Below are 23,493 nucleotides of genomic sequence, written 5' to 3'. Positions count from 1 at the left end.
TTCAACCTGGCTGGATTTTAGAAGCCGCCGGGCAAATTGATTGAGCCCGCTTTGTCAGGAGTGGCAGGCTGAGAATTGATGTAACAACCCTTGGATTTTTCGCTCACCACAGTAACACTGCCATCTGTACCAATCAACAAATTGCAGATGTTGCTGTTACTCCCACTAATCAGCATGGTGGATGAAGCATTGATGTTCTTAACCAGACAAGCCGGATTTTTACTGACTGGGTCTGGACAAGTTGTGCTGTTATTAATAAGCACCGGCTTAAAGGGGTAGCCCACATAAACCATGTAGGAATATTGGGTTGAAGGTGGCGGTGGCACACTGCCGCAAAATTTCCCTTTAATTTCGCCAGGCTGAATGTTGTCTAGTGAGCAAACTGCACTGCCATTGCGGTAAAAATTCACTGTTTTAGGCGTTGATTGCTGGTTATACGCGGAAACATAGAGTTTATCACCGCTGCCAAATGCTGCGTAAGCGGGAGTATCGGCCGTGACCTCCGGATTTAGGGTGCCATATCGGTTTAGATTTTGAATCCAATAATAGATACTAGGCTTAGATTCTCCAGGATCGGGCGTATTGCCTTGCTGCTCGAAGTACTGCGTGTAATATTGCGCTGCCTTAGCTGGGTCACCCAGAGCAAGATATTTTAATAAAGTCCCGCAATAGGCTGAATTGCTTGCATCTCCCGAACAAGGATTTTTAGCGTCCAAACTGTAGGCGCGTTTTACAAAATCCGCGTTGTAACCCAGATAGAAAGAACCTGCGGTCATCGGAAGCGTATTGGATGCCAGGTTCTGATAATAGCAAGGTTGTGCCGCACAGAAATAGGTGGAACGATCCAGTTTTCCGCCCCAAACATTACCTACAATTAAATAGCTTTGTCCGGTTGAACTGTTCGACCAATTGCTGGGAAACACAGCAGATTCGGGGTTTTGATTGAAATGATAATGGTTTAAGCCTTGCTCCTCTGTAGTGTATAAATACAACCCTGTCTCCAGAAGATCTTGGGGAGAACTATTATCCCCTTCAAAACTTAAGCCTTCTGTGTTTAATCCCCAGAGGATAATCGCTTGTGCCAAATTCATAAACTCAGCGCTGTCTTCTTCATTGACGTTGTCAAAGCTGTAAGGCATTCCGAGTGCTGAAGATAAGCCAGCATAAGGGTCAAAACTTCTAAAATGCGGGAACTTGGCTGGTTCGGAACCATCCTCTCCATACTTGTAATTGCAGATGTCTCGAATCAACAAGTTAACCATAGCCCCATATTGCTGAGCCCAGGTTTTGTCAAATTGAGCTATCGTTGCTGCCGCGTCAAGTAAATAGCCCCAATGGAAAGCATGATCGGTTAAGGTAGTTGCGGTAAAAAATCCGCTGGGGAAACCCATCATGCTGTTCCATTCACTGTTGTAACTAAAAAACCAACTGCCTTCTTGCCGCTGGCAATCCGACGCACCTCCAGGACAAGGATCAGTGTAGTTTAAACCGGTAAGAAAACTGGTCATTTGATTTTTTAATGCAGTTAGCAAATCATCGCGAATCTTTTTGTATTTTGGATTTGGATTGCTGGAAGAACCCATCAATACATGAGCTATTTTGATGAGTTGAGCCTCGCGGCCAAGCAATTTGCCCGTAGCATAAGTATCCGTCCAGGGATTTTTAGAATCCAAATGAGGATCTGGGGGCAAGCTGAATGGATAACTGCCAATTTTGTCCAGTTCCGCTTGGCTAAGGCCATTGGCCAAAGTGGGCATTACACCATGAAAAGGCACTTCTGTTGCAAAGGATGAATGGTCTTGACTTGATTGATTAGGGACAAAAAGTTGCATATTCCCTTTCAAGGTCCGAACAATGCCTTGACTGCCAGCACAATTATCTTGAAAAAAACAACCTGCTTTATCAACCGCCGACATATTTTTAACTTGCCATGGGTATACCATCACCAAGGGCTGATGTTTGAGGGCACTGTTTGCATAAACCGTTTCTGTGTCAAAATTAAAATGGCTAATGACTTTTGAAGAAGCCTTATCATATCCATATTGTATGGAGGTGTTTTTGATAACCGTATGTGCATAAGGCTTAATACGATTGGCCACATCGAGCGCTGCGGCATCCGAACTTGCAGGAATCACCATTAAGGAAATAAAACGGTTTGGATCATTGCTGTTTATTTGCGTTCCAGGTACCACATTGCCACTGCCGCCTTGATCCACAGGAACAATGACTGCGCCACTGCTCGTTTTCCATGGATTAGCCGAAGAGGCAGGATTCGTAAAATAGGCATAATACCGATAATTTCCATCGGAAGCATTCCTGGTTTTAAAGACGCTAAAACCTGAGCCCTGGCTTAATAGTTTAATGTCTTGGGAATTGCTAAATTGCAAATAAGAGGTGGGCTGGTTATTTTGTTTTTCAATAAAAATAAACGGCGAACCCTCAGCAACCCTGGCCGAGATTAAAGGGCTGTTATTACGCTTCCATTCTAACTTCACCATCCAATCTGAGTAGTCATCCACTAATGGCGCAGTACCGAGCAAATCTCCCGTGGTAAAATTAAGATCAAGCGTATTGTCATAACCCCTATCGACATGAACGTTATCCACTTTGGCATTTTGTAGCGGAATACCCAAAGAAATCCCTTTTTCATTAAATCGAACACTTAGCGGGTTTGGTAGTAGAAGCAAAGGGTTTAGGTAATCACTGTCTTGAATTTGTCCAGCTGTTTTATCAACCGCCAACATCGGCGTCCACCAGAGTCCAGTGGTAATGACTTTATCTGTTAAACCAAACTGACTGCCGCGAAAACTGGACTTTAATGTGGCATAGTTGTCAATCAGTGGATAACCAGCATCTTTTGACACACGTCCCGGGTATTTTTCGGCAAGCTTGGCAATTTGCTGATTATCATAAAGGATCCCATGGCCAATCGGTGTTGCGCTTTGGATTAAATGACTATGGATTAAAAAAGAACCAAATAGAAGGATTCTGCTTAAATTCTTAATAGGGCTTTGCTGATCTGGCATTAATATCTCTCCTTAGTTGACAGTAATTACTCCCATATTGAAAAAACCTTTTTGTTAGGTCTCTTTTTTTACCTTAAAGGGACTAATCTTTCACTGTCAACCCAAAGAGAATGATTCAATGACAATAAATGCTCTTTGTATCAATATACAAAATAAACAAATTGAATTTATAAACTGTTTTGTTGAGAGTTATTCTGAAGTGTTGTAGCACTCTTCTCAGCTGATTTTGCAGTATGAAAAAAAGAATAGTTTATTTTTTCAACCATGCGATATGCAGCCCAGCCAATTACTGTCCCCGCGGTAGCCCGTGTGGTGTCAACCAGAGTTGTTTTAACAGCATCCTTAAAAATATGTGTTGCAAATTTACCAAAAAACATTTCTTCCCTTCCTATTTAATTGCGAGTTAGTGTTGTATTTTATCCCATTAGCGCAAAATAATGCCAACACTTTTGACACAAGTAAACATCAGAGAAAGAAATGTCGTATGCAATCAATGTCCCAAATATCAAATTAATTAGCGTGCTGGGCCAGCCGATGGCGAAGAATCCCTATCCTCTTCAGGTTTAGGCCAAACCCTTTTTAGCGGTTCTGTTCCCATGGCATGATCCAAGCCAAAAATAATGCTAAATGTGAGAGCAGTTTGCGGGCTTCTTATTAAGGCTTCTTTCAAAAAGGTTACTTTAAAAAAAGTTTTCATGGCTTCTTTAGCACCCATTTCGCGCATATGAACCTTTGCCTGGCTAAACATGGAAAAAGGGCTTACGGTAACTACGCGGCCCTCATTCATTTTTGAGGCTAATAATTTTTTATCCGCGTAGGCATTAGGTATTGTAGTCAGGAATGTGGCTATAACGCCTGAAGTGGCTCCAGCTGCTACCTGATTGTAGATATCCCTATTGAACTTGAATAGGGAAGCGATGGAATCCCCCATCATGCCTATGGCCGCAAAATTAATGAACCCTGCAATGGAACGGGATCCCCAGTTGGTTGTTGTTAGATGCCATAAGTTGGCTACCGACCAGTTGAAATTTCCTTTGGTGACGATTTTGGCGCTTTCCAGCTTGGCCTTGCTTACCAAACCATTGCTGACCAACAAATCCGCCTGAGAAAATAAAAAAGTGCCAAGTACGCGTTTATGCGGGTGCACTTCGTGCTCAAGCTGCTCTTCGGCCGATTCCCGGTTTTGTTGTTTGGCCGTAACTGCCACGGCCCCTCTTTTTTGGCCAGCTATGGCATAGGAGCCAAAGCCACGGTACATGCTTCGAAATAAGCCCTGTTTGAACGCCGAATCTGCACCACTTGCACCAGGCAGCTGCATGCGAGTCAACATGTATTGAAAGGGTTGGGTAAAAGCAGAAACGCTAAAGGAAATCGCTGCGGTTTTAAAAACCAAGTTCGCGAATACATAAGGTTTGCCAAAGAATGGTGAATCAAGTTCTGCTGTGTTTGTTTCTTTTTTCTCACGCATAATTTTGTTCCTGATTACAATTTTTAATCAGAGTAACCAAATTTTCTTAAGAAAATATTAAAAAGAAGCAATTTTGCAGTTTATTGCCTAGATGAGCAGCAATTCCCATGCAGCTGGGAAATAATCCGCCGCACAAGACGGCCACATCGTATTTCTTTCCACACGCTCAGCAATGCTAAAGCTATTCCTGTGGGCCATTAACTTGCTATAGTTAGCCTATCCACCCTTTCCTTTTGGTGATGCATGAGCAATCAGCTTCTCAATTACCTAAAAGATAATAATTTGGTATTAACCACTGCAGAATCTTGCACTGCGGGACAAATCATTCATCTGTTAGCCCAATGTGAGGGCAGCGGCCAATGTCTGGATGCTGGATATGTAGTTTATTCTGAAAATGCCAAGAAGCGCTTGCTGGGAGTAAGACAGGAAACCATTGAGCAATATACCTTAACCAGTGAAGAAATAGCCCGTGAAATGGTTATGGGGGCCTTAAAGGACAGCTTGGCCAATGTCGTTGTTTCAACGACAGGTATTGCAGGTTCAGAACCTATGGATGGAATTCCTCCTGGAACCATTTGCTTTGGTTGGGGCTTTAAATTAAAAAATGAAGTGGCTATCTACAGCGAGACCAAGCGTTTTCAAGGGGCTCGTGCTGATATTTTATCTGAGGCTGCAAAGTATGCTTTGGCGCAAATTCCCCATTATCACCGAATTTCACAGACCGTAAAATGATGCGCTTTCCCCTAATCATTGAGAATGCGTTTAGCTATCTGGGAAAAGTCTTAGGACTTGGCGAATCCTTACTGTCTTCAGCCTGTTGGGGTGGAAAGAATGAAATTGGCCTTGACTTGTTGCTGGAGAGGGTTTGTTTTGGTTGCTCGCTGAGCAATTCCGCCAGCTCATGATGTCCCATGACGGCAGCTATATCATAAGGCCGCATCCAAACTGTCTCCTCTGAATGCCCGGAATTCTGCTCGATAAACGTTTGCATCCTGTTTAGAATTCCTGTGCCTCTTGCCATGGCAAAATTCAACAGTTTCAGCCGATTAAATGACGTGGGCAAGGATGGGTCTGCCCCATATTCAAGCAACTTTTGAACTGCTTTGAAATGCCCGTTTTGAGCCGCAATAAAACAAGCCGTACAGCCATTTTCCTTTGGCTTATTTAAATCTGCTTTATGAATCGCCAAACGCTCAATCACCTGGGTAAAACCTTTTTGCGCGGCAATAAACACGGCGGTTGTTCCGTCTTGGGTTTCCTGATTGACATCAACGCGCGTTGCCAAATAATCAATGATGTCTGAATGCCCCTGGTGGGCGGCTGCATGAATGGGTGCAACTCCGTTAATTAAGGTTTCAGACATCTTTGCCCCCCATGTTCCAAGTTCTTCGAGCGCTTCTTTATGTCCTCTTAAAGCACAAATATAGGCCGCGCTTTCGTCTTGAGAGTTGGTTTGATCAACATCAGCGCCATGTTTTGCCAACTTCGAAATAACCTTGGAAAAACCTTGCAGTGCAGCGGCAAGTATTGGCGAATTTCCATTATTTAAAGGCTTATTCAAATCAGCACCCAGGACCGCCAATTCTTCAACCAAATCATGAAATCCGGATTGAGCCGCCAGCAATACGGCAGTAGCACCGCAATTGCTTGTTTGGTTTATGTCAACACCCCGTGTAACCAGCTCAAGAATAATGGCTTTTTGCCCTTCTGCGGCCGCGACATGGATAGGCGCTCGGCCTTCTTCATCATCCAGGCTTAAGTCTGCACCCAAATCGGCGACTCTCCTGAGCCCTTCACAATCACCTCGTCGCGCTAATAAATAGGCGAGATTAACCTGATCCTTTCGTTGAGCCACTTCAGTATTGATGAGATGCTTGTTCTTAACTTCTGCCAGTGCATGAGCAATGGGGTTTAGGCGCGGATCACTCGCGGTTAATAAAACGGCTGAATTCAATGCCACAAAAGGGCTATGAATGTCTCTTTTAAGGCTATGCATTATCTTTTCAGCAAGAAGCCTTCTGTCGGCGAAATTCAGGTATTGGGCTGGATAAGTTTCTATATCGAGGTAGTACCAACCGATGCTAGGCTTAAATGAGAGGGCAGTGCTGTGTTTGGCACCCGTGAGAAGCACAGCCAGGGGTTTGTCCAGTTGTTCTGAGTGACTGGTAAAAGCCTCTTCCAATTGCTTAAGGTATAGCTCAAGCTCATCCAGATTAGACAGAAAAGATTCTTCATACACTTCCCTAATCCCACCGAGGACCTGAATTTTGTCACAGGAAGCAAGAGGGGAAATCGACTCAAGATCTTGTTGCGTGGGGAGGCTTTCTCGGTCAAACAAGCCGGGGTTAAGAAAGGGAGCCTGGAATAACATCAAACTTTCACAAAAAGCCAGTGCATCCAACAATTGTTGGTCATTCTGACTCAGAGTGTCGTTCTTCTTGCTTTGAAGTTCAGTCAGCCAATCTTTGAAATTGGCTCTGTTTAAGAGAATGTATTGTATGCGCTCATCAAATTGTTTTTCTTCACCTAAAAGATGGGCTTCAAGCCAACGAACCGCAAATCCGTGGCAATAATAATCTCCCAGTTTAGGATATCCCAAGCCCTCCAGCATAGTGGAGAGTTCGTATGCAAGATTCTGGTAAAACATGGCATCACCTGCAACCATTTATTGCACACTGTGTGCAATTTAAGATCATTATAGATGGGCTCTTGTCATTTGACTATGGAAATTGCCGAGCGGGGCATTAAGCTTTGGCAAACAATCCTATTTAGACCTAATGCTGGGTCAACTTTATGTCAAAAACTAAATCCTATAGTGACATTTTTTTAGAGGGTTAAAACAGTAGGGGTTGATTGGATATGCCGATCTCGCATTCGATTTCTTGTTCAATATTTTTTTCCATGAGTGATATTACCCATTCTAAACTATGAACTTATTGATGACCTGTGTTATACATTTAAATAAAAAGGTATAAACAAATGACCAAATTCGTTTATTTACTGGGGCTCCTGATTGCCTGGATTTTGTTTTATAACATTCTGACTCGCAGAAGGGTCAGATTTCCCAAGCTTAAAACAACCATTATTGTGCTTTTATTTTCTGGGTTGATTGTTGCCTTCAGCAATAATCTTTATGCATTTTTCGATCGCCTGCTCTTTTCTTTGAATAAAGCCGGGGAAGTTGCATTGGTTAACTCCCCATTTAAAATCCCTGCGAATCAGGATGCCAATTATTGCAAACAATTCAAAGATCAAGACGGGCATGAAATTACAGTTGTATCCGTGCGAAGCGATGGAAGGTATTGTGGTGATTTCTGGCGATTCAAAGAACGAGTAGACATTTTTTTGCCCTACAAACACTTTAACAATCAGCAATGGATTTACTGGGCATCACCCAACTTGCAAATCATAGCCAACAAATAATTCAATGGGCACGCGGGTGTAGTTTAATGGTAGAACCTCAGCTTCCCAAGCTGATGGCGTGGGTTCGATTCCCATCACCCGCTCATCCTGTTAATCAAACTTCCTTCCATTACCTGGGGATGTTCAGCAATCGATCTTCTGGAGCCATGTCATCACCAGGGGTTTTGCGTAAAAAAGCCTGGTCAAAAAAACTATACTGCCCGCTTTTTAATTTACTTGCCACAGAAACAAGGGCCGGGATGGTTCCAATTCCTGTAAGGAGTAACAGTAGGTTTTTCAAAAAAGGGCCCCAACTTGAATTACTTTCCATTTTGACCTGGTATTCGCGGATGAGCCTGCCTGCTTCGATTTGCAAGGCTAGCGAAGCCTCTTGCATGGCATTGTCTCGAGCGGGTTCATCTTGGCTCATTAGCTCATTCAGCCTTTGTTGGAAATTATTCAATTTAGTGTCCAGTTCTCTCTTAAGAGAAGCAATCGTCCCTTTATCCATTGTGGAAACAGAGTTTTGGATGGCTTCAAATTTTTTAAATTGCTGCTTAATATTTTCCCTAATTTCGACAAGCATAAATTGCCCTAGTTCCCTCGGATTCGGTAGATGTCTGTTTTTTTCCACAAATCGAATAGTCAGTGCTTCTTTATTCAAACCAATACCGATGAAACGCCGATACAATTCCACGCGCAAAGCAGCGTCATAGGCTTTTTTGAACTCTGTTTTATAATTTTCGACGTCCTCAATGCCATTGGTGTGCCTGTAGGCTTTAGCAAATGCCGTTTGAGCCGCCGCCATAATCCCTATAACGTCTATACCATCCACAAAATTTCTGCATTCCCAACTAGCTAACTTTGGCGCCGAATCAAAAGCCACCTTGTGGATCTTTTCTTTTAAGGTTTCTAAATCATTGCCATTGCTTGCTAAGGCCTTTTCCAGCGAGGAATCGTAATTGGCCATTATACTTTGGGCTATCTTTAGAACTTTTTCAGGTTTCATGATGTTCAAGCTTTAGTAATTTAGATACCAATTATATTGAAACAAGCTTAGGGTTTTATTAAACCTCTTCTGCAAAAAATGAATTATTCTTTTTTTACATTAATTATTTAGTAATCACATTGTGCTATTATGACACCCTATTGAGCAACCTTAAGCTCATTCAAGCAACTGCCACCTAATGAGCAATCTGTAGAAAATTTATTATCCATTGTCAAAGTGCAATTGCGCAACAAACTGTTGTCTCCCCGTGGTGATCTCAGCCGAATTATTGAAAGTGGTTGAAGAAAATACGGGTAACATTGCTAAACTGTGGTGAGCCAAAGGATTCTTCATTGCGGCTTCCTTAGAAAGTAACGGCCGGGCTTGTGTCCTAAGGATTTGACGGTATTGCTGCCTCAGCCAAGATGCTAAGGAATGTTCATTTTGAGCTATTTACAAACGATTCATTGTCTTCTATGATTTGATTAATGTCACATTAATCAATACAAGAGGCCATATGAATCGTGGCGGCAAAAGGCTGGGAGCAGGACGCCCTGTTGGCAGCAATCGCTACGGAGAGCCAACAAAAACCATACGAGTACCCATCTCACGAATGGCTGAGATTAAAGAATACATTAATAATCAGCCCAAGGGATTTCCTCTTTATAGCTCGAAAGTAAGGGCCGGTTTTCCCTCGCCAGCTGACGATTACATCGAATCTCACCTTGATTTAAACGAACATCTGATAAAACACCCGGCATCTACCTTTTTTTTAATTGCCGAAGGCGATTCAATGACTGATGCCGGCATTCAACCTGGGGATATGTTAATCGTCGACAAAAGCCTTGAGCCAGTACACGGTAAAATTGTGATTGCCGCAATTGATGGTGAGCTTACGGTAAAAATACTGTCGAAATTGAATGGTAAAGTACAGCTTATCCCAGGAAACAAAGCTTACAAGCCAATTGATATCAGTGAAACGCAGGATTTGGTTATTTGGGGCGTGGTCACACACATCATTCATCAGGCGAGCTGACATGTTTGCCTTGGTTGACTGCAATAATTTTTACGTCAGTTGTGAACGCTTGTTTCGTCCCGATTTGCAAAATTCTCCCGTTATTGTGTTAAGCAATAACGACGGCTGTGTCATCGCCCGTTCCAATGAAGCCAAGGCGCTTGGCATTAAAATGGGGGCACCCTATTTTGAGGTGCAGGGACTTTGCAAGTCCAATCGCGTACAAGTTTTTTCCTCCAACTACAGCCTCTATGGCGACTTATCGCATCGAGTAATGACCGCCATTGAGCAAAATTGGCCGGAGACTGAAATTTATTCCATTGATGAAGCTTTTCTTGATTTGAAAACCTTGCCAGAAAAAAACATTGATTCTTTTTGTACGGAATTGCAAAAGCTTATTTTTAAACACACAGGCATTCCTGTCTCCATCGGCATTGGCCGGACAAAAACCCTCGCTAAGGCCGCCAATTACGTGGCCAAAAAGAAATTAAAACTACCCATTTTTAACATAAGCAATCAGGAAACCAACTGGCTTCCCCACTTGGCCATACAGGATGTTTGGGGCGTTGGCCGTCAGTATTGTAAACAACTCACAGCCTTAGGGATTAAAAATGCCCTTGAATTGTCGCAAATGAACCCCCGTTTTATTAAAGATCGTTTTAATGTGGTTTTGCAGCGCACTGTCCTTGAATTATCGGGCAAGCCTTGTTTGGATTTGGAGGAGATAGCAGCCAGACAATCCATCATGTCTTCTTGCTCCTTCGGTACTTTGCAGACGGACTTTGCCTGTATCCAAGAAGCCATTAGCCATCATTGCAGCACCGCCTGGGCTAAAATGCGACGCCAGGGACTTACCACCCAGCATCTATCCGTATTTATCCGCTCCAATTCGTTTCGCGAAGATTTAGCCCAATATTCCAATTCGATTGGTTTTCGCCTGGTTAATCCCAACGATGACTTGAGGCATTTGACCACCATCGCCAAACAGGGTCTTAAACGTATTTATCGCAGGGGGATTCAATACCATAAATGCGGTGTTTTATTGGCGGATTTAATCGATAAACAATATTATCAAAAGGATTTATTCCATCAGCCGAGCGATGAACAACTGTTTGCCGCTGAAAAAGTAATGGGGCTGATTGATGGAATCAATCAAAAATATGGGCCAAAGACCATGCGACTGGCGGCTGAGGGTTTTCGTAAATCCTGGTCAATGAAGCGGCAATTAAAATCTCCGCACTACACCACCCGCTGGTCTGAACTTCCAGTCGCTTATTTGAAATAGTTTAAATTTCTTTTCGTGGTGTACTGACACCCTTGTCATTCTGTTTTCGTTCAACATCGTCCATGTATTCACCAGTTCGACCGCCAGAAACTTTATCCAGTTTGTCTTTGCTGAGTTTTTTTGATTTTTGCTTCGCTTCGGAAGATTTGGAGGAATTGTCCATGCTTGATGTCCTATAACGGAAATATAATAAAGCATAGTTCAGTTTATTTAAGCTTGCGTGACTTCTTTGTTCCCTCACCATGCTCACCCAGCAGCTCAATGATCCAAGCTTTACCAAGGCTTACAAAGAAAGGTTAAAGGACATAATTGCTCAATATGGACAACAACAATCTGAGACTGGGCAATCTGGATCATCCTTTAAGGATATAATTTAATTCTGCTAAATGTTCCTTGCAAAAGGAGGCGTATTTAATCAAATTTATAACCTGATCTTAAGCATTCAGGAACAACAGCTGGCTTAGGCAGCCAATCGAAGCATTCCGTGGTCTTTACAGTGATTTTACCCGCGTAAACAGCGCAGGTTTTCCGAGTCAGGATTTGTCAGGGCTTCTGCACCAGTTTGCCTGGCTTCCTTACTTCGCAAGCTCATCTGCCCACTGGCTCCAAGTGGGTGAGTTCTGAGTGATTCCAATACTGCTGCTAAGCTTAATCGTATGGGAGGTTGACTTAAGTATGCGCCTCGTCGACAGCAACAGGACTGTAGGGATATGCTAAATAAATTTATCCAGGTAGACCATCAATGGAAAACAACCAAGGCAAGCGCTCCTCTGATGCATTGGAAAATAAACCCGATTTATTGAATTTGGCTAATTTTCCCCTGCTGAATGAACAGGCAGGCCTTAACACCGCAAACAGCAAAAGCGTATTGGCTGAAATGCTGACTATTATGGTGAACGATTCATTGCCTAATGTGAATTAGTTTCGACTTAATCTGACACAAGTACTTGAAAAAGAGAGAGTTTCCGGTTTTGATAGAAGTGCGAACTTGAAACAAAACCAAAAGGAAAACTCTCATGATAGATAATACAGTTAAAATTATTAAACATAAAGTTGGCTTATTAAACCTTGCTGAAGAATTAGGGAATGTATCTAAGGCATGTAAAGTAATGGGCTTATCCAGAGATACATTTTATCGCTATAAGTCGGCAGTAGAATCGGGAGGAGTTGATGCTTTATTCGATCAAAGCCGAAGAAAACCTAATCTAAAAAATAGAGTAGAAGAAGCAATTGAACTCTCGGTAAGGGAGTATGCGATCGCATTTCCAGCCCATGGTCAGCTTCGTACGAGCAATGAGCTTCGTAAACGGGGTATTTTTGTTTCTCCAAGTGGAGTTCGTAGCATTTGGCTGCGATATGAGCTTGCCAATTTTAAAGACCGCTTAAAAGCATTAGAGGCTAAAGTAGCTTCTGAAGGAATTATATTGACGGAAGCGCAGGTCGTAGCTTTGGAGAAAAAGAAATTTGATGATGAGGCATGTGGTGAAATCGAAACAGCACATCCTGGTTACCTCGGCTCGCAAGATACTTTTTATGTGGGTACGCTTAAAGGAGTCGGTCGCATTTATCAGCAAACTTTTGTTGATACCTATAGTAAAGTGGCATTTGCCAAGCTTTATACGACTAAAACGCCAATTACTTCAGCAGATTTACTGAACGATAAGGTTTTACCCTTCTTCGAACAACACGATTTACCTATACTGCGTATTTTAACAGATAGGGGTACTGAATATTGTGGCAAGGTAGAACAGCATGATTATCAGCTTTATTTGGCAATTAATAACATTGACCATACAAAGACAAAAGCAAATTCACCCCAAACAAATGGGATTTGTGAACGTTTTCATAAAACGATTTTACAGGAGTTTTATCAAGTAACATTCCGAAAGAAAATTTACGAATCAATCGATGAATTGCAAAAAGATCTGGACGAATGGATGGATTACTATAATAATCAACGTACTCATCAGGGTAAAATGTGTTGTGGACGTACTCCAATGCAAACTTTGATAGAGGCTAAACAAATCTGGATGGAAAAATTTATAAACTAAATTTGACCTGACAGACACTTCTTAAAAACCGGTAACTGTCAGATCAAGTTGGAACTACTACACCTAATGATTTGGCGCGAATGAAAGAAGCCCATGATTTAAATGATTGGGAAAGCACCCAAAACATTGCCCATAAAATCAAAGGCGGTGCAGTTTATTTAGGTACGGTGCGATTAAAAATGGCCTGTCAGCACCTGGAGCATTATTGGAAATCAGGGCATTCTGAGTTATTAGAACCCCTTTACCAGCAAGTCATCACCGTCATCAATGACAGTCTCGAGGCTATGAATGACTGGCTTGAAAAACATGGATAACGTTTTATACAGCGATGCCCAGCAATGAACCAATACCTGCACTTACCAGCATTGCCAGGCTTCCCCAAACCACGACGCGCACAGTACCGACCATTATTTTTGCCCCGCCCACCTTTGCAGCCACGCCACCCAGCAATGCCAGCAACAGGACCGCCATTACAGAAAGGATTAGAATAAGATAAGGGCCTGGAACCATTAAAACAATCAAGAGGGGCAATAAGGAACCGAGGGTAAAACTGCCAGCAGAAAATAGTGCTGCCTGAAAAGGGCGCGCACTTGATATTTCTGTAATACCCAGCTCATCGCGAGCATGGCTGCCTAACGGGTCTTTAGCCATCAACTGCTTTACCACTTCTTTCGCTAGCTTAGGCTCTAATCCACGGTTGATGTAGATTGTGGTTAGTTCCTCTATTTCATTGGGCAGGCTCGCCTCAAGCTCTATTTGCTCACGCTGCAGAGCTGATTTCTCGGTGTCCGCCTGGGAGCTTACAGAAATATATTCACCCGCAGCCATCGACATGGCACCTGCAATCAACCCCGCAATACCGGCTATGAGAATCCCTTGATGTGGTGTATGAGCCGCAGCGACAGCAATCAACAGGCTCGCCGTAGAAATGATGCCGTCGTTTGCACCCAGTACGGCAGCTCGTAACCAGCCAATCCGCCCGATTCGATGATATTCTTTATGTTGCATATGCTATCCCTATAAATTAGCCTGTTTTAGGTCTGTGGCTTCGTTCCCAAGATTTCAATTCTGGATGCAATGTGCCTGCAGATTCATCATCTAGAATACAGCCACATTCCCTGAATCAGAGTGTCTTTTGCGGTCCATTCAATCCTTTCTGTGATGCAATCCATCAGCATTTTAGATTTACATAAGTTTACCTTAATTTATTTTTGATAAAATGCTCAGCATTTCATCTCACTGGCCGAGCAAATGAGCTACTTGAAAAAATTTAAAGGGTTAACACAAGCTTTAATCGATACGAAATTAGTTGAAGAAAAAGAGCCCTCTTTATTCTATTTAGACCCTACAGTGGGGTACAAAAACCAACTGTTTCAGTTAATAAAAGAATTAGAAAACCTTTTAGAGACTCACAAAATCTCCGCAAAACAGGCTTATTTTAATTTGTTAAACCTGTGCGTCTCATTGCAAACTACGACGGAGCCTCAAAACTTCTCGTCCGAATACTTGGAATCGTCTCTGTTCAACTCAGGTTTGGCCTTAGTTCTTGGTGACTCATCTATTGAACTAACAACAACCCACAAGGTGGAAAAAAAAGAATTACTTTTTGTCCACTTATATGAGAATGCCAAAAAGATTATCCCTGAGGAAATAATAAATCAAATCCGGCAACGATTTTTTACCGAAGTTAACCCCATTTCGCTTTCAGAAGCCAATTGGCTACTGGCAAAACAATTGTTTGATCATTTGCATTCAATACAAGATGCCAAACTGCTTGAAAAAACCCAACTTAGCATTTTGGGTTATTTAAGAGGAATATCACATCAGCACACCATTCGAGAAGAGTGGCTAAATATTGCTTCAGCAATTCATCCTCTGCCCGTCACTGATTATATATTCTTTAAAATGATTGAAAGGGGTAATGATGCCATTGCCTCAACCCTGGATGAATCCCTAAATCCAGAAGGTCCATCACGTTCACAACAAACCCTTATTGACCCGATACAAAAATTTCTCGCACAGACCAATCATCTTTGCCGGGTTGAAATCGAATATAATTCAGAACAGCATTTAACACACACACAGTTATTTCCCAGCCAAAACTTACCTTTCAATGCCGAACAATTTGCAACTGAAATATGCAAGCTTGGTAAATCGTTAACTTCTGTGGAACGAAACCAGTTAAAAGAGTTTGTATGGGATATGGTGAAGTTGATTCAAGAAGCTCAAAGTTTACAGGCCGAACTCGTCCTTTTGCAAAAAACCCGCTCAAGACAAGAGCCTATCACCTATACAAAAGTACAACAGCATCATGAGGAAATAAAAAGAGACTTGCAGCGCCGTGCCTTAAGTCTTAAAGCTAACGCGGATAACTTAAAATCCAAAATGATTGATATGGCTGAAATATTTAATCAAATTGAAGACAGGATGTCATGGGAGAAGATCATAGGGATAGGGACAATGATTATTGGTGGGATCATTGCCTTGGCAGGTGTGGCAATGCTCTTTATTCCGCCCTTGGGTGGAGCATTAGCCGTCGTAGGAACGGTTTCCTTGATGAGTGGCGCAGCCTTGGCAGGTATCGGTGCATGGGGCTTTTTTAAAGCACCCAAGCTTTCAGAGCGAACGTTGGATGACGCAAAGGCGATTGCCGATCATTATCAAAACCTGGGTACTTCAGCTTGCAGACAAATAAGAGATTTTATTCCTGGTTCTGATAAACAAGACGACTTAACCATGGGAACCAACGCTCTTTTAACTTTTTAACAGTACTACACTCATTCTTGATAGCTTGGTTGACGCCTTAGCGCCAGCCAAGCCTCACCCTACCCCTGTCATCATTGCTCAAGTAGCTTTAATTCCTGACCGTCTGACTTTCTTAGACTAAATAAAGTGTGTTGCGGTCAGCTTCATTCCCCCATCGTTGGCAGGTTTGAAGGGCCGAAGAGGTCTTGAGAGGCTAAGAGCTCTTTGCATATGTGTTTGTTAGAGCGTTAGTTTCACGAATAAAAACGGTTTGAGGCAGATTGAGGGGTTTTTAAACACTCTAAAATAGAGCTGTAAATCATGCGTTTCCATCCACTTTCCACAAAGTTATTCACAGTTTTTGGGGATAACTTTGTGCGTCAGAAGACAGATTAATCCCTTGACAGCAAAGGGTTTAAATAAAGGGACGAAATTTTAAGCCTGGATGGTTTATTAACTTATCCACAAGGAGAGAAAAATGAAAATAGAACAGGAGCGAAACTATGATAATAGAAAATTTATGACTCCGGTAGTCTTGACGTGTAAAATTTTCCCAATATTTTTTTTAACATTTTGTAATCACAGTGTTTTTTATTTGGCAGAATGATTTTTCAGTGGGTTTGGTAGGACAATAGATACAGAATCATGTTGTATGCCAGTCTTAATTATGGAAAAGACGCATGCCTTTAATCAGCTTAAACATTTACTGGCACAAGAAAAACAACTGGGCATTCATGAACCTGCATGTGCAGTATTAGCAACTTTACTGCGAAGGCAGTCCAAGTAACCATCCGTGGAATCCAGTCAGAAAGCTTTTTATTTTTACTCAAAGACTCAGCCGTAAAAATCTTTGGGATGAGCAGCTTTGCAGAGTTTATCCGTTATTTTAAAAATAGACGGTTAGTGGCAGCGGGCATACCTTTCATCATAGTTTAGGTGTGGAAACGGTTTTAGTCATTCAGCAAGCTTTATATGATTATTGGAATCGTTCAAATCAATTAATAAAGAGGCTTGATGTATTTGTGCCCGCATGAAATCTGCACAAGGCTTTATCAATGATGCAATATCCTCCCAATGTTCACTTTCTAAACCAACGCAGATTGCTTTAGCGCGCCGCATTACGACTTGCTGTGCCTCAGGTAAGTTAGGAATTGCCCAATCAGCCGCCGCTGGTTTTGATCGAATCGCATTGGTTTTTAAGGTACTCCAAATTCGAGCATAGGTCAGTAGCACATTTCGAGTGTCATGCTCTAAATCTTCAGTAAGCCTGCCTAGATCATGAAGCATTGCTCTTACAAAATCACCATAGGGCACTTTGGGCAGCAGTTGTTTTGGTTCCAAGCCAAATAAAATGTGATTTTTTAATAAAACCTGGGTAATAATCAGCGCAAGATCTGGCATTTCTTGTGTCGGCCAAAGGTCAACCTTGCCATGTTCAAAAGAAGCCCTTAACCATTCGCCATATTGAAAATCAAACTGAGGTGGATAATGCCAGGGATTAATTGCAGCCTTTCGGACAAAGGTCATTTCAATTGGCAATTGAATGCTTTTCATATAAATGCCCGAGGTTTTAAGGAGGTGGGCAATTATCTGCTTTCTTTCATCTAAAGTCATGGAGTGGCTTATCACAACCAGTAAATCAATGTCACTGTACTTTTGTAGTCCGCCTACAATAGATGACCCATAAAGATAAATTCCCAAAAGATCGGCCCCCAAAACGATCTTTAACAGATCTAAGCTTTCTTGGATTTGATTTTGTATTTGCAAATTAACTGTATTTAGCACAGGTCAATCCATTTTTTTGTTAATGACTGATGAGCTTGCCTTCTTGAGGACACTGCTAATGAGATCATCCTCAGTAAGGCAACACGATCAAAATGCATTCAATAACTCAAGGATGCACGCGTTTCAAGTCCAGAAGCTTAAATTCCAGCGAAGTGAAATGTCCTCTCCAGCATTGGCAGTATATTTGCTGTTTAACTTGGTCGGTGAGATGCAGCTTATGACTTTATAACAAGCTAACCTGGCTTTCACAACATCCAAATTGTTTGATTTATCCTCTTGGATTTCTAGGATTCCAGTAATCAATGGGATTTTTCAGGTGTGGCTCACCGCGATCATCAACTCCGCAATTACCACTTGGAGCAGAACGGCCACCAGAAATATTCTTTAAATCATCTTTTTTTAACTTTCCTTTGATTTGAGGCTGTTTTGAAGAATCTGGAGAAGACTTTTTCATGATGTTGTCCTGTTACAAAAAGGTCTTTTAAGAATAGATTAGATTTTTTAAAAAAGAATTATGGTTGAATAACATTACCTTCGCCCCAAGACTTGAAATTTATCGATGAATAGGTAAATCAAAGCTTTTTGATTCACCTGTTTGATTAATTTTGAAGCTTAGCAAATATTGCCAGTGGCTAAGGATTCCCATTAGCAAGAAGCAGAGTTTTGATTTTCTTCAGTGGAGCCCCTGGTCAATTAGAAATGCTTCTGCAGCATTTCTTCCTTTGTTGAACAGGAAATTTATAAATTCAAAATCCGCATTAAATTTCGTTGAGTAATCGAGTTCGAGTACTTCCTGATCGTAGATGGGGTGTACTTTTGCTTCAGCCCATTTGTTCGCATCACCTGACAAAGAGTCCGGATTTTCTTTCAATAGCTCTATAAAGTACAATTCGGTGGCTATGCGTACACTGAAGGCAACTTCATTCGCCCTATTAATAATATGGGGTGAGATGACAGGAACGTCGTTGCGATGTTGCGGATTAATATGTACAAGGATTATATCTTTGCTGGCACAATCCTCCACCAGCGGCCTTAAACTTGGGTTTCCTGTATACCCTCCATCCCAGTATTCTTCTCCATTAACTTCTGTGGCCGGAAATAAGGTCGGCAAACTTGAAGAAGCGATCAGAACATCCGGCGTTATGTCATCATTTTTGAAAATTCTGGCTTTCCCAGAGGTCACGTTCGTTGCAAATACAAATAATTTTGTTTCGCTTTTCCTGAGGTTATCGAAATCAATTACTTCTTCCAGCAGATTTTTTATACCCATTAAAGGATTAACATTTAAATAAGGGGATAAGGCGCGGGACAGCCATTCGTAGGTTAGGAATGAAGTCGAAAAATCAAGGTTCCAATGGCCGATTAGCCTATCCAAGACCCCTCGGTGAAAAGGAGTAAATGGCGCCATGCTTGCAAAACTTTCCCAAAAGGTTTTAAGGGCTTTTTTTGCTTCTGCGGGTCCCCCGGATAAAAGGGCACTTGCTAAAATGGTCGCGTTATATGAACCTGCCGAACTTGAAGCAATTCCTTCAACCTTAAAGTCTGGTTCATCAAGGAGTCTATCCAAAACACCCCAAATGAATGCACCATGGGTTGCCCCGCCTTCCAGTGCCAAATTCAATTGATTAAGCTTGAGTTGATTGGCGCGTTGATTTTTCTTCATAATTGTTCTCACTCTGCTGTGATGTGTGGCTATAGAACATTCCTTGCTCATACGCCCAGGTTCATTGCCATTGTGACATTCCCAAACGCCGTATTTTCCAGAAGAAATTAATCCTCTTTTTTTATTTTCACATGAAGATGACCGTCTACATCAATCCAGGCGCGTTTCATTAGCTTTGTGTTAAATGAAATGCCGATATGCCCTTCCTGACTGACTGAGATAAGTCCCATTTCAAATGTCTTAGGGTTTCTTTTGTGAATCACTTCATCACAGGCTTCCTGCAAATTTTTATTTAAAAGCTCCTTTATAAAGGAAACGGCACTGGCAACGACTCCCGTGATAAGAAATTCACCTTCTCCAGTGGCAGAAACTGCACAAGTTGGATTATGGGCATAGCATCCAGCGCCAATGACGCAACTGTCGCCGATTCTGCCAGGCAAGCAATTTGGCGTGCCTCCTGTTGAAGTGGCCGAGGCCAAGTTGCCTTCTTTATCTAAAGCTACGGCGCCTACTGTCCCATGATATTTTTTGCGTAAAAACTGTTGTAAGTCCTGGGAGTCCCGGCTTTCCAAAAAGGCTTTAAATTGTTGTTCTGTGATGAAATAGGACTCTGGTTCGAGTACAAGATCTTCCATGTTGGCAAAATGCAAAGCCCCGTAACCGGATAAAAAAACATGCTTTGAGTCATTCATCACCATGCGGGCAAGGGTAATTGGATTTTTAACATTTCGAGCCATTGACACAGCGCCTGCCTTTGCAGTTTTACCGCACATGATTGCGGCATCCATTTCCACTTCACCTCTGGCATTCAAAGCTGAACCACGCCCGGCATTGAATAAAGGGTTGTCTTCCAAACAGATCACCGCCTCCTCAACAGCCTTTAGTGCGCTGCCTCCTCTGCGAAGAACTTCATAACCCCTTTTTACAGCAGCTTCTAAACCCTGTTTATGAATTTGAGGATTTTCTTCCACAAAAGAGTTTTCATTTTCTGCTCCTGCATGAATAGCAATAGCTATTTTACTCAATTAAGAACTCCCTTTCCAAAGCCTGGTTTTAAGCCGCTTTTCTTTATGATTATTCTATTTTTAAAATTAATCCATTCGTACTTACCATGCGTTCATTAGGGACGAGCAAATAGCCCTTTTGAAGCTTCAATTCTAACCAGCTGTTTAAACTAAATAATGTGGATAACAAAAAGCCAATCCGTCCATGCAGCTTTATTACAAAAGTTCAAAGTCCAACCTAAACAGCAAATCTGTTTTGCATTGCGTCGAATGCAATTTGGTTTACGCCACCTGGCCTGCGGCCCAACCAGAAGACCAAGCCCATTGAAAGTTATAACCGCCTAACCAGCCTGTAACATCCAACGCTTCGCCAATAAAATACAATCCCGGAATGTCATTTGCTTCCATGGTTTTCGAAGATATCGCATTGCAATCTACCCCTCCTATAGTAACCTCTGCAGTTCTATAGCCTTCAGTGCCATTAGGCTTAACAATCCAACTATGCATTTGATGTGCGATGGCCGTCATCTCTCGATTGGATAAATCTGCAAGCTTTGTTTCGGCGAGATTTGGCGGAATGAATGCCTCGATCAATCGTTTGGGCAAATACATTGATAGAATAGAATTTAATTGTTTTTGAGGCATTTCAAGACGCGCTTTTTTTAAATCTTCAAAAAGATTTTGCTCGGGTAAAAAGTTAACACTGATGGGTTCTCCAGGGTGCCAATACGAGGATAATTGTAAAATGGCAGGGCCGCTTAATCCTCGATGGGTAAACAAAATATTTTCTCGAAATTCCTTTCGTTCATTGTTAACTTTGCTGTCAATGCTAATCCCAGAAAGGGTTGAACATTTTTCTTTATCAGTGACATCCAAGGTCAAAGGAACAAGTCCTGCTCGGGTTGGCCAGACTTTAATTCCAAATTGCTCGGCAATTTTATAAGCAAAGGGACTTGCGCCCATAGTTGGGATGGATAAGCCGCCAGTGGCAATGATTAATGAATTGCAGAGAAACGTGCCTCTGCTGGAGTGAATCTTAAAATGAGAGCTATCCATGAGTTGGATCTTCTCTATCTTGCTATTTAAATGAATTGATACTCCCGCTTTCTCACACTCCGCAAGCAACATGTCTACAATATCTTTGGATTTGTTATCACAAAATAATTGCCCTAATGTTTTTTCGTGAAAAGGAATAGCATGTTTTTTTACGAGCTCGATGAAATCCCATTGGGTATAGCGACTCAATGCAGACTTAAAAAAATGGGGATTATGAGAAAAATAGTGATGGGGTTCTATATTGTAGTTAGTAAAATTACAACGCCCTCCTCCAGACATAAGAATTTTTTTACCCACTTTGTTGGCATGATCCAGAATCAGGACCTTGCGGCGGCGCTTGCCTGCTTCAATTGCACACATCAAGCCGGCAGCCCCCGCCCCAATAATAATCACTTCAATTTGTTCCATCGAATAACTCTTAAGGAAATCAACAAGCACTTTGGCCCAAGATTAAACTAATATAGCCAATATTTAAATGACTGAAGAAAAATGAACCAACTATTGAAATTAGTTTTACTTTAAACGGGGCGCCTGGAAAAATGCGGGGTGGTAAAACAAGTTTTTATATTGAGTTAACCATTTTGTACAAGGAAACAGGGGGTTAAAATGCTCCTTATTAACAAAGGCATTGAAACAACAACCATACACGTTTACGCCAGTATTTTATGTCCGAAAAACCAATAAGCCAGGGGAAAGCTCACAACAATTTGCCCTAACCTATGGATGCATATCTTAAAATAAGCAGAAATTCACTAGCGCAACAGATATTAAACTCACCCATTTATTCTTCCATGATTTTAGGGTGGAAACATTTGGTGGGTATCAAGTAAGTCACTTCGAGAGGGTGATTTAACCTAAGTATGGAACGGACAGCTCATCTCAAGCTTGGTATTGTCCAGTCTATAGCTGGAGTGTCATTAGGCAAAAATGGTGCTGTTGTGATGTTCTGGTGCCAGGATATGGGTGTTTTTCTTTTTAACAAATTAATTGGTGGGGCGGCGGGAATCGAACCCGCTACCATTAATTTTTAGTTTTTCATGAAAAACTATCAAAGACCATGAAAAACCATGTCAGTTCTGGGCTATCGTTCTTTCTCCAAAACATATTAAGTTGTCTTTCATCGTCTGTAATTGTCCTCAGATGGTGCCGTTTTGGTGCCGCTAATTAAGAGGTGAATTCAGCTTGCTCGATCACATCAGGAAAAAGATACTTCTTATTCATCCCCTTCTCTTTCAGTAGCCCCTTGAGGTAGCATAAGTTGCTTTCTGTTCGTTCAATCAAAAACTCCTTAAGTTCAAATCTACAGGTGTCCAATCGATTTTTATAGCGTTGACTAAAATAATTTAATGATGGGAAAGCTCCGTTTTGCAAAAAGAAAGAACACGGATGGCTATAATAGCTGAAAGTACCCTCTTGTCTTTCCGCTCTAATGTTTTCTGTGTGTATATTTCTATCAAGCATTTTAATTGGCGACTGAGGATCAAGGATTTTAAAAGCGTATAAAGCAAGAAATTTGGAGTTTTGCTTAGATTCATTTCCTAAAGCAAAATGAATAGCCACATGAAAATTATATAACCAATCTAATGCTGCAGTTGGGATCCCGTAATGTTGTGGCAATGTCTCGTCTACAGCAGCCAGATCTTCATAGGGATTAGCTTGCTGAATGAGCGCACCATCCTTTAAACTGTGACGGTTAATAATGGTTGGGAGGTATCTTTCGAACATCTGTTGAAAAGTTGTTTCCTGCCTCCAATACTCAGCGTCACGTAATAAAAAACTAGCAGCATCCTGTTTAGAGACGTTATTGGGATTATTTTTAACAAAAAGATGGAGAGAATGGTTGTAGCGCATTATATAAAGGCACCATTCTTTTAATAAGTATATTGCTGGATGTTGCGAATGAATAGGATTGGAAGAATACCATGATGCTATAGTTTTTTTAATTTCTTTACTATTGAACTATTCACCAAGGAGCGTTGGGGGAATATTAAAGTCTATCTTCATT

23 protein-coding genes, 1 tRNA gene and 1 pseudogene are annotated in these 23,493 nt (G+C 41.7%); 11 read left to right on the top strand and 14 right to left on the bottom strand.

Annotation, left to right across the window (positions count from 1 at the left end; translation table 11 throughout):
* Nucleotides 1-17: 17 nt before the first annotated feature.
* The 3 genes from EL203_RS01015 to EL203_RS01005 form a co-directional block, all read right to left on the bottom strand.
* Entirely contained in the window at nt 18-3,026 is a 3,009-nt protein-coding gene (locus EL203_RS01015) for a glycosyl hydrolase (protein WP_058471408.1), read from the bottom strand.
* A gap of 167 nt (nt 3,027-3,193) precedes the next feature.
* Nucleotides 3,194-3,403 carry a hypothetical protein gene (locus EL203_RS01010; protein ID WP_058471409.1) on the bottom strand — a complete coding sequence of 70 codons (210 nt, stop codon included), beginning with the start codon at nt 3,401-3,403 and terminating at the stop codon, nt 3,194-3,196.
* A 137-nt stretch (nt 3,404-3,540) separates the two neighbouring features.
* On the bottom strand, nt 3,541-4,494 hold the full coding sequence (locus EL203_RS01005) for a hypothetical protein (protein WP_058471410.1): 954 nt from the start codon (nt 4,492-4,494) through the stop codon (nt 3,541-3,543).
* Between the two features lie 243 nt (nt 4,495-4,737).
* Here EL203_RS01005 and EL203_RS01000 point away from each other — a divergent pair, with 243 nt between their 5' ends.
* Entirely contained in the window at nt 4,738-5,226 is a 489-nt protein-coding gene (locus tag EL203_RS01000) for a CinA family protein (protein WP_058471411.1), read from the top strand.
* A gap of 34 nt (nt 5,227-5,260) precedes the next feature.
* Here EL203_RS01000 and EL203_RS00995 read toward each other — a convergent pair whose 3' ends face one another.
* The gene (locus tag EL203_RS00995) at nt 5,261-7,141 is read right to left on the bottom strand and encodes an ankyrin repeat domain-containing protein (RefSeq protein ID WP_165481233.1); all 1,881 of its coding nucleotides are present in this window, start codon (nt 7,139-7,141) and stop codon (nt 5,261-5,263) included.
* Nucleotides 7,142-7,473: 332 nt separating this feature from the next.
* Here EL203_RS00995 and EL203_RS00990 point away from each other — a divergent pair, with 332 nt between their 5' ends.
* On the top strand, nt 7,474-7,917 hold the full coding sequence (locus tag EL203_RS00990; protein ID WP_058471413.1) for a hypothetical protein: 444 nt from the start codon (nt 7,474-7,476) through the stop codon (nt 7,915-7,917).
* 12 nt (nt 7,918-7,929) lie between these two features.
* Nucleotides 7,930-8,000 (top strand) — tRNA-Gly (locus EL203_RS00985).
* A gap of 26 nt (nt 8,001-8,026) precedes the next feature.
* Here EL203_RS00985 and EL203_RS00980 read toward each other — a convergent pair.
* Both EL203_RS00980 and EL203_RS14640 read right to left on the bottom strand, forming a co-directional pair.
* Nucleotides 8,027-8,905, bottom strand: coding sequence for a hypothetical protein (locus EL203_RS00980; RefSeq protein WP_058471414.1), 879 nt, complete (start codon nt 8,903-8,905; stop codon nt 8,027-8,029).
* A gap of 201 nt (nt 8,906-9,106) precedes the next feature.
* A complete protein-coding gene (locus EL203_RS14640; protein WP_259637622.1) occupies nt 9,107-9,238 on the bottom strand; it encodes a hypothetical protein in 132 nt (43 codons plus the stop codon).
* 163 nt (nt 9,239-9,401) lie between these two features.
* Between EL203_RS14640 and EL203_RS00975 the strand changes: the two genes are divergently transcribed.
* Both EL203_RS00975 and EL203_RS00970 read left to right on the top strand, forming a co-directional pair.
* Entirely contained in the window at nt 9,402-9,920 is a 519-nt protein-coding gene (locus tag EL203_RS00975; protein ID WP_058471415.1) for a LexA family protein, read from the top strand.
* A 1-nt stretch (nt 9,921) separates the two neighbouring features.
* Nucleotides 9,922-11,184 (top strand): Y-family DNA polymerase, encoded by a 1,263-nt coding sequence (locus EL203_RS00970; RefSeq protein ID WP_058471416.1) that lies wholly within the window; start codon nt 9,922-9,924, stop codon nt 11,182-11,184.
* Between the two features lies 1 nt (nt 11,185).
* On the opposite strand, the gene EL203_RS14265 is transcribed toward EL203_RS00970, so the two are convergent.
* Nucleotides 11,186-11,347 carry a hypothetical protein gene (locus EL203_RS14265; RefSeq protein ID WP_156413827.1) on the bottom strand — a complete coding sequence of 54 codons (162 nt, stop codon included), beginning with the start codon at nt 11,345-11,347 and terminating at the stop codon, nt 11,186-11,188.
* A 579-nt stretch (nt 11,348-11,926) separates the two neighbouring features.
* Between EL203_RS14265 and EL203_RS00965 the strand changes: the two genes are divergently transcribed.
* The 3 genes and pseudogenes from EL203_RS00965 to EL203_RS00955 all read left to right on the top strand — a co-directional run bounded on the left by EL203_RS00965 (nt 11,927) and on the right by EL203_RS00955 (nt 13,549).
* Nucleotides 11,927-12,106, top strand: a complete 180-nt coding sequence (locus tag EL203_RS00965) for a hypothetical protein (protein WP_064108435.1) — start codon at nt 11,927-11,929, stop codon at nt 12,104-12,106.
* 94 nt (nt 12,107-12,200) lie between these two features.
* Nucleotides 12,201-13,260: pseudogene (locus EL203_RS00960) on the top strand (IS481 family transposase).
* 55 nt (nt 13,261-13,315) lie between these two features.
* On the top strand, nt 13,316-13,549 hold the full coding sequence (locus tag EL203_RS00955) for an Hpt domain-containing protein (protein ID WP_064108353.1): 234 nt from the start codon (nt 13,316-13,318) through the stop codon (nt 13,547-13,549).
* A 4-nt stretch (nt 13,550-13,553) separates the two neighbouring features.
* On the opposite strand, the gene EL203_RS00950 is transcribed toward EL203_RS00955, so the two are convergent.
* Entirely contained in the window at nt 13,554-14,243 is a 690-nt protein-coding gene (locus EL203_RS00950) for a VIT1/CCC1 transporter family protein (RefSeq protein ID WP_058471419.1), read from the bottom strand.
* Between the two features lie 252 nt (nt 14,244-14,495).
* On the opposite strand from EL203_RS00950, the gene EL203_RS00945 reads away from it, so the two are divergent.
* Nucleotides 14,496-16,001 carry a hypothetical protein gene (locus EL203_RS00945; protein ID WP_126320074.1) on the top strand — a complete coding sequence of 502 codons (1,506 nt, stop codon included), beginning with the start codon at nt 14,496-14,498 and terminating at the stop codon, nt 15,999-16,001.
* A gap of 631 nt (nt 16,002-16,632) precedes the next feature.
* A complete protein-coding gene (locus EL203_RS14635) occupies nt 16,633-16,767 on the top strand; it encodes a hypothetical protein (protein ID WP_259637623.1) in 135 nt (44 codons plus the stop codon).
* Nucleotides 16,768-16,934: 167 nt separating this feature from the next.
* Here EL203_RS14635 and EL203_RS00940 read toward each other — a convergent pair whose 3' ends face one another.
* The 5 genes from EL203_RS00940 to EL203_RS00920 form a co-directional block, all read right to left on the bottom strand.
* A complete protein-coding gene (locus EL203_RS00940) occupies nt 16,935-17,765 on the bottom strand; it encodes an aminoglycoside adenylyltransferase domain-containing protein (RefSeq protein ID WP_058471421.1) in 831 nt (276 codons plus the stop codon).
* Between the two features lie 268 nt (nt 17,766-18,033).
* On the bottom strand, nt 18,034-18,219 hold the full coding sequence (locus EL203_RS00935; protein ID WP_058471422.1) for a hypothetical protein: 186 nt from the start codon (nt 18,217-18,219) through the stop codon (nt 18,034-18,036).
* Nucleotides 18,220-18,438: 219 nt separating this feature from the next.
* A complete protein-coding gene (locus EL203_RS00930; RefSeq protein ID WP_058471423.1) occupies nt 18,439-19,428 on the bottom strand; it encodes a patatin-like phospholipase family protein in 990 nt (329 codons plus the stop codon).
* A 107-nt stretch (nt 19,429-19,535) separates the two neighbouring features.
* A complete protein-coding gene (locus EL203_RS00925) occupies nt 19,536-20,453 on the bottom strand; it encodes an isoaspartyl peptidase/L-asparaginase family protein (protein WP_058471424.1) in 918 nt (305 codons plus the stop codon).
* A gap of 261 nt (nt 20,454-20,714) precedes the next feature.
* Complete coding sequence (locus EL203_RS00920) at nt 20,715-21,896, bottom strand: BaiN/RdsA family NAD(P)/FAD-dependent oxidoreductase (RefSeq protein WP_058471425.1); 1,182 nt, start codon at nt 21,894-21,896, stop codon at nt 20,715-20,717.
* A gap of 452 nt (nt 21,897-22,348) precedes the next feature.
* Here EL203_RS00920 and EL203_RS14260 point away from each other — a divergent pair, with 452 nt between their 5' ends.
* A complete protein-coding gene (locus EL203_RS14260) occupies nt 22,349-22,519 on the top strand; it encodes a hypothetical protein (RefSeq protein ID WP_156413828.1) in 171 nt (56 codons plus the stop codon).
* A 133-nt stretch (nt 22,520-22,652) separates the two neighbouring features.
* On the opposite strand, the gene EL203_RS00915 is transcribed toward EL203_RS14260, so the two are convergent.
* Nucleotides 22,653-23,339 carry an FRG domain-containing protein gene (locus EL203_RS00915; RefSeq protein WP_058471426.1) on the bottom strand — a complete coding sequence of 229 codons (687 nt, stop codon included), beginning with the start codon at nt 23,337-23,339 and terminating at the stop codon, nt 22,653-22,655.
* Nucleotides 23,340-23,493: the final 154 nt, after the last annotated feature.

The organism is Legionella jordanis (genome assembly GCF_900637635.1).
Lineage (GTDB): Bacteria > Pseudomonadota > Gammaproteobacteria > Legionellales > Legionellaceae > Tatlockia > Tatlockia jordanis.
Note: the sequence above shows the minus strand (reverse complement) of the source record. Positions and strands in the feature narration are given on the sequence as shown.